The sequence below is a fragment of the Streptomyces sp. RG80 genome (assembly GCF_040446465.1).
Lineage (GTDB): Bacteria > Actinomycetota > Actinomycetes > Streptomycetales > Streptomycetaceae > Streptomyces.
This window is the reverse complement of sequence record NZ_JBEAAJ010000005.1, coordinates 258,550-272,302: the sequence shown is the minus strand read 5'-3', so window position 1 is coordinate 272,302 and position 13,753 is coordinate 258,550. Positions and strand designations below refer to the sequence as shown.

Below are 13,753 nucleotides of genomic sequence, written 5' to 3'. Positions count from 1 at the left end.
GGCTCACTGGTAGTGGACGAAACGCCGGCTGAGCCGGAACTGGAGGGCGGTGACCGCCATGATCAGCACGAACAGCAGCACACCCACCGCCGACGCCTCACCGAAGCGGAGCTGCTCGAAGGCGCTCTCGTAGATCACCATCACCACGGTGCGGGTGGAGTCGCCGGGCCCGCCGTTGGTGAGGACGTACGGCTGCTCGAAGACCTGGAGCGCGTTGATGATCCCGACCACCGAGGCGACCAGCAGGGTGGGGGACAGGAGCGGCAGCGTGATGCTCAGGTGCTTGCGCAGACCGGTGGCGCCGTCGAGGGAGGAGGCCTCGTGGATCTCCTTGGGGATGTTGTTCAGGCCCCCGACGAAGAGCAGGAAGGAGAACCCGAACTGCTGCCAGACGTAGACCAGAACGACCGTCGCCATCGCCCCGTTCTCGGACGTCAGCCAGGGCACCGGAGCGATCCCGACCGTGCCGAGCAGCCAGTTCACCACTCCGAAGTCCTGGTTGAACAGGTACTTCATCACCACCGAGATGGAGGCGGCGGACAGCACCAGCGGGAAGAAGAACGCCGAGCGGAACACCGACCGCAGCCACATCGGCATCCGGCCGTTGACCGCGAGCGCCAGCACCAGGGCGATCAGGAGTTGCAGCGCGACCGCGAACACCATGAACACCAGCGTGTTGCGGAAGGAGACCAGCACGGTCGAATCGCCGAACACCTCACGGTAGTTGGCGGCCCCGGCGAAGCTCGGGTCGTCGATCACGTTCCAGTGGAAGAGGCTCAGCACCACCGAACCGACGATCGGCACGACCGTGAAGACGACGATTCCGACGATCGTGGGCGCCAGGAAGAGCGTGGCGAGCAGCCGGGTGCCCCGGTCGCGGGCCGAGGGCCGCGCGGGAACCGTGGGGGGCGTGAACGTCTGTACGGGCGCCTGGACTTGAGTGTTCGTCATACGTCACGCTCCATGGCCTTCTCCAGATCGCCCTGCATCCGGCGCAGCGCGGGGGCCACCGAACGCCGGGAGGCCAGCGCGGTGCCGGTGTGCTTGAGCAGCACCTGCTCGACCTCGGCCACCTGCGGTGGCGCCGGGATGGGGCCGGTGTCGGGGAACTTGTCGAGGGTGTCGTAGAAGACCTGCCAGTGCTTGGGGCCGATCTCCCGGTAGCGGTCTGCGGTGAGCATCGAACGGCGGGCGGGGGTGGTCTGGTTGGTCTTGAACAGACGCGTCAGGGTGTCCTTGCGGGCGGCGTACTTGATGAACTCCCAGGCCTCGTCCTGCCGTTTGGAGGTGCGCAGCAGCGCGTATCCGGCGGCGCCGAACTGCATGCGCTGGGTGCGCCAGCGCGGGAAGTACTGCACGTCGAAGCTGCCGGGCTTCATTCCGGCCAGGTTCAACCCGCCGGCCCAGAAGCCGCCCGCCGGGGTGACCCCGACCCGGCCGGTGGAGAACACGCCGATCAGGTTCTGCCCGTTGCCACCCTCGGGGCGGGTGCACAGGTCCTCCTGGATGAGGGAGGCGAGATAGTCGTACGCCTCCTCCACCCGCTCACGGGTGGCCTGCGGGGTCGTCCACCGGAACCCGCCCCCGCGCCCCTGCCGCTGGGCCGCCGGGTAGAAGGAGTCCCACAGCCAGCTGCCGCCGGGCGCCTTGGACTCGGCGAGCAGATTGGTGCCGTTGGCGAACAGCCACGGCACCACACCGCCCCACAGCCGGTTGGTCCAGAAGTACGGCGTGAACTGCGAGCCGCTGGACTTCTTCATGTCCCGCAGCAGCGCGGTGAAGTCGTCGCGGGTCCAGTCGGGGGCCGGGAAGTCCGCGCCCGCCCGCTTCAGCACCTGGTCGTTGAGGTACATGTCGGCCGCGTTGAACTCGACCGGCAGCTGGTAGAGGCTGCCCTCGTACATCATCGACTCCACCAGCGAGGGGTGGACGTCGGCGAAGTACTCCCGCAGCTCCTCGGCGTCCCGCTTCACCCAGTCGTCGAGCGCGACCCCGAGGCGCTGCGCGAACAGCTGGACGCCCTCGGTGGCGACGTACACGAGGTCGGGCGCGGTGCCGGCCGCGATCTGGGTGAGGATCTTGGCGAAGAAGTCCGACCAGTCGACCGCCTGCACCGCGTTGATCCGCAGCTTGATGTCGGGGTGGACCTCCTTGAAGCCCTCGGTGAGGGTGCGCACGGCCTCCGGGCCGTAGGCGGGGCCGAGCGTGGCGACGACGAGCGAGCCGTCGTCGCGTCCGGGGATGTCGGCTCCGGTGAGCCGGTCCCAACTGGCGGCGGTACCGGCGAGCGCGGCGGCGCCCGCGCCGTAGGCGCCGTACCGCAGCAGTGTGCGGCGGTCGAGGTGCGAGTCGGTCATCCAAGCGCCTAACTCGTGTTAGTTCAGGTTGACGCCCCAGATGATGGAAAGCCGCGCAGGGTCCTGTCAAGAGTCGTGCACCCCTTGACCTTTAACGAGTTAGGTCCCACAGTCCTGGAGCCAGGAGCCGCAGTACTGACGAGAGGGGCGTCGCGTGACGGGTGGGGTGTCCAGGAGAGCGTTGCTGACCGGATCGGCGGCCGGGGCGGCCGTCGCGGTGCTGCCTGCGGAACCGGCCTCGGCACGGCCGGAACGTACGGCGCCGGCGGTTCCGGGCTACCGCGCCGCGTACCACTTCACCGTCCCCGACGGATGGAAGAACGACCCGCAGCGACCGGTCTGGATCGACGGCGAGTACCACTACTACTACCTGTACAACGCGGACTACCTCACCGGAGCCGTGGGCACCGCCTGGCGCCTGGCCACCAGCGCCGACCTGGTCTCCTTCACCGACCGAGGGGTCGCCGTACCGAAGGACACCACCCCCAACGGTGACGTCTGGTCGGGCTGCGCCGTGGTGGACACGGACGGTACGGCGGGCTTCGGCGCGGGCGCGGTCGTCGTCCTCGCGACCATGGCGCCCGGCGACGGTCCGACGTCCCAGGCGCAGTACCTGTACTACTCCACCGACGGCGGCCGCACCTTCCGCAACCACGGCACGGATCCGGTCCTGCCCAACCCCGGGGTGCGTGACTTCCGCGACCCCAAGGTGATCCGCGACGAGGAGCACGACCGGTGGGTGATGGCCCTTGCCGAGGGCACCAAGGTCGGCTTCTACCACTCCGCCGACCTCAGGGCATGGACGTACGCGGGCGGCTTCTTCAAGGAGGGCATCGGGACGCTGGAGTGCCCGGACCTGTTCCGCATCACGGCGACCGACGGCACGGCGACCTGGGTGCTGGGCGTGAGCGCGAACGGCAAGGGCGTCGGGCTGCCCAACACCTACGCCTACTGGACCGGCTCCTTCGACGGCACCGCCTTCACCGCCGACACCGCCGAGCCGCAGTGGCTGGACCACGGCTTCGACTGGTACGGGGCCGTCACCTTCGACAAACATCGCGCGGACGGCTCGGTCGACCCCGGCGTCCGGTACGCGATCGGCTGGCTGAACAACTGGGACTACGCCCACTTCGCGCCGACCATCGACAGCGACGGCTTCAACGGCACCGACTCCGTGGTCCGCGAGATCGTCCTGAAGCGCGCCGCCTCCGGAACGCTGTACCTCGCCTCCCAGCCCGTCACCGCCCTGGACGACCACGTCACCCGCACGGTCAGCCTCGGCGACCTGGAGGTCGACGGCACCCGCGTACTCGACTACACCGGCACCGCCTACGAACTGACCTGCGAGATCACCTGGGACCAGCTCACCGGTGCGGGCGTGCAGTTGCGGCGCTCGCCGGAGGGGAACCGGCACATCGACGCCGGCGTCTACCGCGACTACGCCTTCCTCAACCGGCGCGGCGCCGCGGGCCCGGACTCCTCGGGCAGATGGCAGGAGAGCCACAGCCCCTTCGACCCGGCCGCGCGCAAGGTCCGGCTGCGGATCCTGGTGGACCGCACCTCGGTGGAGATGTTCGTCGACGACGGGCGGTACACGCACTCGACGGCGGCGTTCCCGTACCTGCTCGACACAGGGCTGGCGTTGTTCACGATCGACGGCAGGGCCGTGTTCGGGGACGTCGTGATACGCGAGTTCGGTTGATGAGGCCCTAGGGTCGGTGAGATGCGCGTGCTGCTGATCGGGGGCACGTCCCACACGGGCAAGTCGACACTCGCCCGGGCCGTCGGGGAGCGGCTCGGTTGGGAGTGTCTCTCGACGGACGGGCTGGCCCGGCACCCGGGGAGACCTTGGGGGACGGTGCCCGAGCATGTCGTCAGGCACTACGGGACGCTGTCCGTCGACGAACTGATCCGGTCGGTGCTCGACCACTTCGCACGCCTGTGGCCGCGCATCCAGGAGCTGATCACCGAGCGGGCGGAGGGTGCCGGGCCGAGGTTGGTGCTGGAGGGCTCCGCCCTGTGGCCCGACCGCGTCGCCGGGTTGGACGTCCCGCACACGGAGGCGGTCTGGCTCACGGTGGACGACGAGGTGCTGGGGGCTCGGATGCGGGAGTCGGAGCCGCCCGCCGAGCAGCGCCCCCTGGTGGACAAGTTCCTTGCCCGCAGCGTGCGTTATCAGCGGCTCATGGTGGAGTCCGTCGACGCGCACGGCCTGTGCCGGATCGACACGGCCGACCGCGGTGTGGCCGAACTGGTGGACGCGGTCCTGGCGAGGCCCTGTCGCCAGGGACCGTGATCGCTGTCACGATCTTCACGGAGCAGCCGAGGACGACCGACGGAGCACGGATGACGACGAACACGGGCACGGCGCAGGCGGAGTACATCCCGGGGATCGAGGTGAAACCGGTCGCCGGGCACATCGGGGCGGAGATCACGGGCGTCGACCTGGCCGGGGAACTCGACGACGCCGTGGTCGCCGCGATCCGGGCGGCGGTGCTGCGCTGGAAGGTGGTCTTCTTCCGGGAACAGCGGCTGGACCACGCCGGGCACGTGGCGTTCGCGCGCCGGTTCGGAGAGCCGGTGGTACTGCGCAAGCGGGGCGGAGCCTCGCCGCCCGACTTCCCCGAGGTCGAGACGACCGCCGACCGGCTGGAACTGGGCGGCAGGTTCGGCATGGAGCACGACGAGTGGCTCCAGCGGCGTAGGCACACCCTGCTGCGCGGCTGGCACTGCGACCACGGTGCCCGTGTCGACCCGCCCGCCGCGACCATCCTGCGGGCCGAGACCGTCCCGCCGTACGGCGGCGACACGACGTGGTCCAACCTGGCCGCCGCGTACGCCGGACTCTCGGCCCCCGTAAGGGAGTTCGTGGACGGACTACGGGTGGAGCACCGGCTCGGCGTCGGCTACCAGCCACGCCCCGGCGAGGACGCGTACGTCCGCCACCTGCTGGACCACCAGGTCGCCTCGCTCCACCCGCTGGTCCGCGTCCACCCCGAGACGGGCGAGCGGATCCTCTACGTCAACGGCTACTACGTCGAGCAGATCGCCGACCTCTCCCGCGCCGAGAGCACGGCCGTGCTGGACATGCTCCTCGAGCAGGCGGTCCGACCCGAGTACACGGTCCGCTTCCGCTGGGAACCCGGCAGCGTCGCCTTCTGGGACAACCGAGCCACCATCCACCTCGCCCCCGCCGACAACGCCCACCTCGACTTCCCCCGCACCATGCACCGCGTGATGCTCACCGGGGACGTGCCGGTGGGCGTGGACGGCAAGGCGTCGGAGCCGATCACCGGGACGCAGCCCGGCCACTGGTGAGCGTGGTCTAACGCGGCGTTCCGTCCGCCTCGAGCAGAGCGAGCCGGCGGTACAGGAAGAAAAGGAAGACCACGCTGCCCCTTCTCGCCCGCTGCGCCAGTACAGAAGGGTTCGATCGCCTCCCAGGTCCGGATGAGCCGATAGTGGACGAGGCTCGTCAGAATGCCGTCGTTGACGATGTCGACGTGCTGGGTGATGGAGATCGCCGCTGTGCTCTTCGTCGAGCCGGGTCAGGACCCACGCCTGGTCTCTCTGGAAGTCGCGGTCCCGTACATGAGTGAGAAGCAGTTCCGTCGTCCACGCCCGGTCGCTCTCCGCCCTGGAGCGCGCGACCTGTTTTCCGATGCCCCACGTCGACGCCACGTTGAACGCCATGGCCGATCGTCCCGCACCGGCCGTCCGTGCGTCAGGCGGACGCCTGCCAGCCCAGGGCCGGGCCCAGCGCCGTCGCCATGTCCGTCAGGATCTGTACATAGTCCTCGTGCTCGAAGGTGAACGGCAGGGCGAAGGCCACCTCGTCCACCTCGCGGAACGCGGCGTGGGCGTGCAGTCGTTCGGCGATCTCGGCCGAGGTGCCGACGATGTCCGGGGCGAACATCAGACGGGCCGGGCCCTGCGGTGACGTGGTGCGGGGGGTGCGCTTCGCCGCGTACTCCTCGTACCGCGCGCGCTGCTCGGGGGTCGCCGAGTCGGTGGGGATGACGACCAGGCCCTGGGAGACGCGGGCGGCGTCGCCGTCGGGGTGGGCGGCGCGGAAGGCGCGGATGTGGGAGAGCTGGATCTCGGCGAAGTCCGTCGACTCGTCCGGGTTCTCGGCCTTGACGACGCTGCTGGTCAGGAAGTTCATGCCGTGCTCGCCCGCCCAGCGCGCCGAGCTCAGACTGCCGCCCCCGTACCAGAGACGGCTGCCCAGACCGGGGGAATGCGGCTGCACCCGGTCCGAGAACACCTCGAAGCCCTCGACACCGCTGAAGTCGGTGGCCGACTTGCCGCGCACGAAGTCCAGCAGCCGCCGCACCCGCTCGTAGGAGAAGTCCTCCACGTCGGCGGTGTCCGGGTAGAGGGCCTCCTTGACCTGGTCGTAGTGCATCGGCGGGCCTACGCTCACGCCCGGGTTGACGCGGCCGCCGGACAGGATGTCGACCGTCGCCAGGTCCTCGGCGAGGCGCAGCGGGTTCTCCCAGCCGAGCGGGATCACCGCGGTGCCGAGCTCGATCCGGCTGGTGCGCTGGGACGCCGCCGCCATGAGGGCGACCGGGGAGGAGATGCCGTACTGGAGGTGCCGGTGGCGCAGCCAGGCACTGTCGAAGCCGAGCCGCTCGCCCAGCTCGATGACCTCCAGGGTGGACTCGTGGCCGCGGCGTGGATCCGCCTCGTCGAACAGGCCGATGGTGAGGAAGCCCAGCTTCTTCAACGGGCGTGAGGTAGGGGGCACCGGCTCCTCCAGGTGAGCACCGATCGACGTCGTACGGCACATGCCAACTCGATCGTGGCCTGCGATGTTCCCGCCGTCGCGATCAGGTCGGGGAGACGCCGCGATCAGGTCAGGGGGATGGTGACCTCGTCCTCGATCGGGGGGTCCAGTTCCTGCGCCAGGTTGCCGGTCGCCGCGTGACAGCGCAGCCGGATGGACTCCGGGGTGACGTCCAGGCGCAGGAAGCATTTGAAGAAGGGCGGGCTGTAGGTCGCCGAGCTCGGCGAGAACAGTTGTGTGTAGATCTTGCGCACCGGGAGCCGGAACCGTGAGGTGCGGTCGGGGCGGCCGCCGGCGCCCAGCAGGCTGGCGACCACACGGGTGCGGAGGGTGACGCGCGCGGGTTCGCCGGGGGTGCGGGTCAGCGGGATGCCCAGGCGTTCGGCGATGACCGCCGCGGACTCCTCCGCGGTGAGGGTGAAGAAGCGGCGCAGGCGCAGCCGGCGTCCGTAGAGCGTGCTGTAGAAGGCGAGGGAGTCGCCGCGCAACGGATAGCAGCGGAAGTCCCGCTCCGTGACGTGTCCGACGGAGACGCGCGGGATGGTGTGGGTGGCGTGCATGAAGGCCCCGCCGCCGCCCGAGACGACGTACTGGATGGTGCGGCCGTCCACGTCGACGGGGTAGCGCTGGTAGTTGTGGATGTCGCCGCCTATCGCCGCGACGTAGTGGTGCTCCGGGGCGCGCACGATGTCGTCGACGGTGCCGCCGCCGTCGATGGGGCAGGGGCGGTGCTCGCCGTCGACGTAGAGGGGCGAGCCGGTGATGAGGATCTTCGGTCGGGGCCCTCGCGACACCTCGCGCAGCCACGCGCCCTGTTCGGCGTCGACGGTCCCGAGCAGCCCGGTGTCGATGCCTATGATCCGCACCGGTCCGGCGTCGATGGCCCAGAACGGGCCCGGCTGGACGGCCTGTTGGTCCGGGGCCGAGCGCAACTGGCGTGCGGTGTCCAGGCGTTGGCCGTCGTGGGGGCTAGGGCGGTGCCACAGGAGGGAGCGCAGCCAGGCCCGGCTGAGCGGACGGGACCTGGGCTCGGGTGTCAGGGGCGGGGTGTCGGCGCAGAAGACCCGCATGAAGGCGCCCAGGTCCTCGTACCAGTCGTGGTTGCCCGGTATCGCGTAGATGGGCGCCCGGTAGTCCTGGTACGGGCGGAAGAACTTGGTGTCGTAGTCGTCGGCGCTGCCGACGGGGTAGATCACGTCACTCGCGACGACGGAGAAGCGGGTGTCCTGACTGACCTTCAGAAAGCCGGGCACGACGGCGTATTGGGGTGCGTCGCCCTCGCCGGTGTCGCCGATCACCATGAAGGAGAAGCGGTCCGGGTCGTCCCGCCGGATCACCTTGTCGGCGGGTGCGCCGGCCGCCGCCCGTTGCGCGACCCAGCGGCTCCGGGTCCGGCCCGTGGGGTCCCCGAACCAGGAGGCGAGCACGCCGTTGCGGGCGGCCCACAGGGTTCTGGGGTCGAGCCAGGAGAGCTTCTCGACCTTGGTCGGCATGAGCTTGTGGTACTCGCCGCGTTCCGCGGCTCCCCAGCCGGCGCCCTCGGCGGTATCGCGTGAAGAGTCAGACACCGGTGCACCGTAACAATGAGCTGGTGGAGGTCGAGCGGGGGAGTGCCCTGCTGTGTGTGAACGTCCCTGGACCGGGGCGCCGTTGCCCGGCGGCGGCGCCTCGGCCTCACCTCTCGCCGGTGCGCTGGGAGGCCTCGTAGGGGTGCTGCCGGGCGCGCGGGGGCGCCGCGGACGGGTCGAAGACCGAGCCGTGCCGGGTCGCGGGCGGCTCCTCGGCGGGGGTCTGGGCGGCACGCCGTTGCGCGGTGGGGCGGTTCCAGTCGCCGTCGCCCAGTACGAGCAGGGGGTCGAACATCACGACCACACCGGCCAGTACGAGGAAGATGATCGGCCCCAGCAGCATCGGCAGCAGCAGCGAGGAGGCCGAGTCGCCGTCCCAGGTGCCCCCGGTCGTGCCGTGCACATGGACGCTGACGGCGGCCATCGCCGTGTAGTGCATGCCGGACACGGCCACGCCCATGACGAGACTGGCGCCGAGGCTCGTCAGGAACCCGCGGATGGTGACGGCCGCCCACAGGGCCGCGGTGGCGGCGACGATCGCGATCAGGATGGACAGGGCGACGGTGAACGCGTCATAGCGGATGGCCCCGTTGAGGCGCATCGCGTACATGCCCAGGTAGTGCATGGCGGCGACGCCGAGCCCGGTGACGACGCCCGCCAGGGCCAGGTTGGTGGTGCTGGCGCCGCGGTAGCCGACGATGAACACGCCGATGCCGACCACGACCACCGCCACGGCGAGGCTGAGGAGGGTGAGGCCCGCGTCGTAGCGGATCCGGGTCTCCTCGACCTGGAAGCCGATCATGGCGATGAAGTGCATCGTCCAGATGCCGCAGCCGATCGACGCGGCGCCGAGCGCGAGCCAACCGGGCTTCCACGACTGGTCGTTGAGCAGGGACCGGACGATGCAGCGCAGCCCCAGCGCCCCGCCCAGACAGGCCATGAGATAGGCCGCCACCGGAGTCACGACACCGTAGCGAAACCCGTCAACCGTGCCTTCCATAAGCCAACTCCCCCCAGAGTCACGGCTGCTGATGGAGGAAGGTCTACGGGGTAAGGGCCGTGCAAAGCAAGCATTTACCAGCGGTAACCAGCGAACTCTGAACTGTCATAGGTTCACTCTGGTCACAGAACGAAAAGATTCAGCCATAAACTACTTCCAACTCCCAGGCCGCACCTCCGCTTCCGCCCCCGCAGCGACCAACTCGCTCACGGCCCGCTCCGCGAGGTCCGGCGGCAGGCCGTCGAGCACGATGATGGGAGCCTGGGACGCGAGCACCTTGCTGGACCAGAGACTCAGTCCCGTCAGTCGCCGGACGGCGCGGACCACGTCCAGCGGGCGGTCGCCGACCCGTGTGAGCACCGCGGCGTGCGGTTCCTCGTCGCAGATCAGCGTCACATGGGTGTCGGGCTCCGCCATGGCGGGCGCCTCCTCGTGCCGAAGGGACGGGCGTCCTAGGCTCTCACTCGGCATTGGCACACCCCGAGGAGCGCGCATGGAATCCCCGTACCCCGATGGCCACGGGCCTGACGAAGTCCCTGTTCCGCATGCGTTGCTCGGGCCCGTGCTCGGTTTGCTGGGGGAGTGGCACGGGTGGGGGCAGGGTGGGTATCCGACCCTTGACGGGGACTTCAGGTATGCGCAGGACGTCAGCTTCAGTCATGACGGGCGTCCTTTTCTCCGGTACGAGGCCCGGGCCTGGCTGGTCGACGCGGAGGGGCGGCCGTTGCGGCCGGCGGCGCGGGAGAGCGGGTGGTGGCGGATGCAGCCGGACGGGCGCGTCGAGGCGCTGATCACCCAGCCGACCGGCATCACGGAGATCGCGGTCGGCCGGGCGGCGGACGGCGTCGTCGACCTCGCCACCCACGACGTGGCCCTCACCCCCACCGCCAAGGACGTCACCGCCACCCGCCGCCGCTACACCCTGACCGAGGACGGCAGCCTCACCTTCGTCCACGATCTCGCGGCGGTCGGTCAGCCTTTGCAGCACCATCTCTCGGCGAGCCTGCGGCAGAAGGGGTAGCCTCGTCCGTGTTCGTGTGTGCCCGAGTCGAGGAATACGGGGAGGCGAGTCGATGACCGCGCTCAAGGCCACTGCCGTGCGCAGCGCCCGGACCCTCCGCACCTCCCGGGCGACGGTCTGACCCCGACCGGAACCGTCTCGCCGGGAGCGTGAGCCCGCGAGGCATCACCCACACGAACACCACCATGGAACGGATCCGTATCCCGTCATGAGCATGCGTACCGACTGGATCACCCGCGCCGAGACCGGCGCCGACATCCCCGCCGTCCGCGAGATCGACCTGGCGGCCTTCGACACTCCGCTGGAGGCCGACCTCGTCGAAGCGCTGCGCGCCGACACCGCCTGGATCGAGGGACTGTCCCTCGTCGTCACCGACCCGGCCGGCAAGGTCGTCGGGCACGCGGTGCTGACCCGCTGCCACATCGACGACACCCCGGCCCTGTGCCTGGGCCCCGTCGCCGTACTGCCCGAGTACCAGAACACCGGTGCCGGATCAGCGGTCGTGAGGGCCTCGATCGAGGCGGCCACCAAGGCCGGCGAACGCTTCGTCACCGTCCTCGGACACCCGCCGTACTACCCGCGCTTCGGCTTCACCAGGGCCTCGGCGTACGGCATCCGCATCACCCTCGACGTCCCGGACGAGGCCATGATGGCCCTCGCCCTCGACGCCGAACACCCGCTGCCCAGCGGCACCATCCGCTACGCGGCACCCTTCGGTATCTAGGGCCCGCCGTTCGGATCAGCTCGGCGTCGGCCGGAAGTGCCGTTTCTCACGGCCGACCTGATCCAAACGACAGGCCCTGGCACCCGCCGTGCGGGAGCCCCGCGCTCCCGCACGGCGTTCCGCGAGGTCAGTGCACCGACAGTCCGCCGTCGACGAAGAGCGACTGCCCGGTGACGTACGCGGAGGCGCCGCTCGCCAGGAACACCGCAGCGCCCGCGAAGTCCTCGGCCAGACCGTTGCGGCCGACCATCGTGCGCGCGGCGAGCTCCGCCACCTTCTGGGGGTCGGACGCCAGCCGCGCGTTGAGCGGCGTCATCACGAAACCCGGCACCAGCGTGTTGCAGGTGACGCCGTACGACGACCAGGCCTCGGCCTGCGAACGCGCCAGCGACTCCAGCGCCCCCTTGGACACCCCGTAGGCGCCGCTCTGGACGAACGCCCGGTGCGCCTGCTGGGAGGTGACGTGGATGATCCGCCCGAAGCCGCGCTCGGCCATGCCCGGTCCGAACCGCTGCCCCAGCAGGAACGGCGCCTCCAGGTTCACCGCCATCGTCGTGTCCCAGACGTCCTCGCCCAGTTCACCCATCGGCGGCCGCAGATTGATCCCGGCGCTGTTCACGAGGATGTCGGGCTCGCCGTACACCTCGACCGCCCGCTCCGCCGCCGACCGCACCCCCTCACGGGTGCCCAGGTCGCCGCTCACCCAGGCCGCCCGGCCGCCCTCCGTGGTCAACTCCTCGACGGTGGCGGCCAGTTCGGCCTCCTTGCGCGCCATGACCACGACACTCGCCCCGGCCCGGCCGAGCGCCCCGGCGATCGCCCGGCCGATGCCGGAACTGCCACCGGTCACCAGGGCGACCCGGCCGTTCAGGGAGAACATGTCGGAGAGATACGTCTGCGAGCTCATGCCCCGCACCCTAGACGCAGTGATCAGCGAACCGACGTGTCGGGTCAGTTGAACGGGTCGAGTGTGAGATACGCCTGCTGCGGGTTCCCGTCGTGCACCAGGGACTCGTGGTTGCCGACGTCATCGAACGCGAACGCGTACGCCTTGCCGTCGGCCATCTGGGAGTGGATGACCCGGGCGTAGTGGTTGGTCACCGCGTCCTTGTAGAAGCCCGCCGACGACGTGTCCGGCTGGTTCGGGTTGGTGAGGAGCGTGGAGCGGTTGAAGCCCGCGCACAGGGTGCGGGAGATCGGGCCGCGCACCGCGTCGTTGGGGGCGTCGAGGAGCTTGTGACAGCCGAAGACACTGCTCGCGTCCGGCTTCTGGAAGCTGGTGACGGTCGCGCCCGAGGAGTTGGTGAAGTTCATGACGCCACCGGAGACCCGGCCGAAGTACCTGGTGCCCGGCTGGTCGGCGAACGGGGTCACCGTCAGCGTCGTCGTGGCGTACTTCTGCCAGACGCGGTTGATGTAGTCGTCCAGGACGGAGGCCGGCAGCGCCCCGGTCTCCAGACCGTACGCGGGCGACAGGGCGCGCAGTACGGTGCCGTCCGAGCGGGTCTGGATCAGACCGCCCCAGCCGCCCGACTGTCCGCGCAGACCGTTCAGAACGGCGTTGTAGCCACCCGACTTGAGGTGACCGGTGTTGGCGACGCTGCCGTCGGCACGCTGGACGCCCACCGCGTAGGGCGCGGAGAACATGTCGACCTGGGTGCTGTTGAGCCACAGCCCCGAGTCGTTGAGCGTGTACTCCGACCAGTTGAAGAGGATGCCCCGGTTCGGGTCGCTCGGGTTCTGCACGGCCGGCTGCACCAGACCGCCGGTCGTCAGCCGGAACACCAGCTTCTGGCCGTACGAGAAGTAGATGCGCCCCGAGAACTTCGGGATCCGGATCGTCTTGGACTGGCCGGCGGCCGGGCCGGGGATGGCGGCGTCCGGGGCAGGGGTGGGCGGGTTGCCGCCCGCGGGCCAGGCGTGGAAGGTGCCGTTCGCGTCGGCCCAGCCCTGCTGGCCCGTGGCGAGGTTGGTGCCGAGGTTGTAGACGTAGACCGCGTCTCCGCGGCCGGAGTTGTTGGTCAGCTTCAGCGGGATCGTGGCGGGCACCGCGCCGCTGGCGGGCTGCGCCGCGCCGAGGGCGAGCAGGCCGCCGAGCAGCGTGGCCGCCGCGGCTGTGGCGAGAAGTTGGTGCCTGAGTCGTTTGAGCACGCTCCACCTCCGTGGGGGGATCGGGGGAGATTGGTCCGTACCAGTTTTGAGAGCGCTCTCAGAGTTGCGTCACGACGGGGGCATGTCAATGCTGTGCGCAGAACTGAGGGCGGCGCCCACGGTGTTCCCGGGGGTGCCGC

The 13,753-nt window shown here is 70.0% G+C and carries 13 protein-coding genes; 5 read left to right on the top strand and 8 right to left on the bottom strand.

Going from position 1 to position 13,753, the window contains the following annotated elements; translation table 11 throughout:
- Window positions 1-3: 3 nt before the first annotated feature.
- Complete coding sequence (locus tag ABKA17_RS18935; RefSeq protein ID WP_353693261.1) at window positions 4-951, bottom strand: carbohydrate ABC transporter permease; 948 nt, start codon at window positions 949-951, stop codon at window positions 4-6.
- Window positions 948-2,357, bottom strand: a complete 1,410-nt coding sequence (locus ABKA17_RS18930; RefSeq protein WP_353693260.1) for an extracellular solute-binding protein — start codon at window positions 2,355-2,357, stop codon at window positions 948-950. The genes ABKA17_RS18935 and ABKA17_RS18930 overlap by 4 nt, the downstream gene beginning before the upstream one ends.
- Before the next feature lie 181 nt (window positions 2,358-2,538).
- Between ABKA17_RS18930 and ABKA17_RS18925 the strand changes: the two genes are divergently transcribed.
- The 3 genes from ABKA17_RS18925 to ABKA17_RS18915 are packed head-to-tail and all read left to right on the top strand — an operon-like array spanning window position 2,539 to window position 5,675.
- Complete coding sequence (locus ABKA17_RS18925; protein WP_353693259.1) at window positions 2,539-4,059, top strand: glycoside hydrolase family 32 protein; 1,521 nt, start codon at window positions 2,539-2,541, stop codon at window positions 4,057-4,059.
- Between the two features lie 21 nt (window positions 4,060-4,080).
- Window positions 4,081-4,653, top strand: a complete 573-nt coding sequence (locus ABKA17_RS18920) for a hypothetical protein (RefSeq protein ID WP_353693258.1) — start codon at window positions 4,081-4,083, stop codon at window positions 4,651-4,653.
- Window positions 4,654-4,703: 50 nt separating this feature from the next.
- Entirely contained in the window at window positions 4,704-5,675 is a 972-nt protein-coding gene (locus ABKA17_RS18915; protein WP_353693257.1) for a TauD/TfdA dioxygenase family protein, read from the top strand.
- Window positions 5,676-6,081: 406 nt separating this feature from the next.
- Here ABKA17_RS18915 and ABKA17_RS18910 read toward each other — a convergent pair whose 3' ends face one another.
- The 4 genes from ABKA17_RS18910 to ABKA17_RS18895 form a co-directional block, all read right to left on the bottom strand.
- Window positions 6,082-7,110: an LLM class flavin-dependent oxidoreductase gene (locus ABKA17_RS18910; RefSeq protein ID WP_353693256.1), complete on the bottom strand. Its 1,029-nt coding sequence runs from the start codon at window positions 7,108-7,110 to the stop codon at window positions 6,082-6,084.
- 104 nt (window positions 7,111-7,214) lie between these two features.
- Window positions 7,215-8,717 (bottom strand): metallophosphoesterase, encoded by a 1,503-nt coding sequence (locus ABKA17_RS18905; protein WP_353693255.1) that lies wholly within the window; start codon window positions 8,715-8,717, stop codon window positions 7,215-7,217.
- A 106-nt stretch (window positions 8,718-8,823) separates the two neighbouring features.
- Window positions 8,824-9,717, bottom strand: coding sequence for an MHYT domain-containing protein (locus ABKA17_RS18900; protein ID WP_353693254.1), 894 nt, complete (start codon window positions 9,715-9,717; stop codon window positions 8,824-8,826).
- Between the two features lie 150 nt (window positions 9,718-9,867).
- Entirely contained in the window at window positions 9,868-10,134 is a 267-nt protein-coding gene (locus tag ABKA17_RS18895) for a ribosomal protein L7/L12 (protein WP_353693253.1), read from the bottom strand.
- A gap of 76 nt (window positions 10,135-10,210) precedes the next feature.
- Between ABKA17_RS18895 and ABKA17_RS18890 the strand changes: the two genes are divergently transcribed.
- Both ABKA17_RS18890 and ABKA17_RS18885 read left to right on the top strand, forming a co-directional pair.
- Entirely contained in the window at window positions 10,211-10,738 is a 528-nt protein-coding gene (locus tag ABKA17_RS18890) for a heme-binding beta-barrel domain-containing protein (RefSeq protein WP_353693252.1), read from the top strand.
- A gap of 214 nt (window positions 10,739-10,952) precedes the next feature.
- On the top strand, window positions 10,953-11,462 hold the full coding sequence (locus ABKA17_RS18885) for a GNAT family N-acetyltransferase (protein WP_353693622.1): 510 nt from the start codon (window positions 10,953-10,955) through the stop codon (window positions 11,460-11,462).
- Between the two features lie 127 nt (window positions 11,463-11,589).
- Here ABKA17_RS18885 and ABKA17_RS18880 read toward each other — a convergent pair whose 3' ends face one another.
- Window positions 11,590-12,369 carry an SDR family NAD(P)-dependent oxidoreductase gene (locus ABKA17_RS18880; protein WP_353693251.1) on the bottom strand — a complete coding sequence of 260 codons (780 nt, stop codon included), beginning with the start codon at window positions 12,367-12,369 and terminating at the stop codon, window positions 11,590-11,592.
- Window positions 12,370-12,413: 44 nt separating this feature from the next.
- Complete coding sequence (locus ABKA17_RS18875) at window positions 12,414-13,613, bottom strand: glycoside hydrolase family 64 protein (RefSeq protein ID WP_353693250.1); 1,200 nt, start codon at window positions 13,611-13,613, stop codon at window positions 12,414-12,416.
- Between the last annotated feature and the right edge of the window lie 140 nt (window positions 13,614-13,753).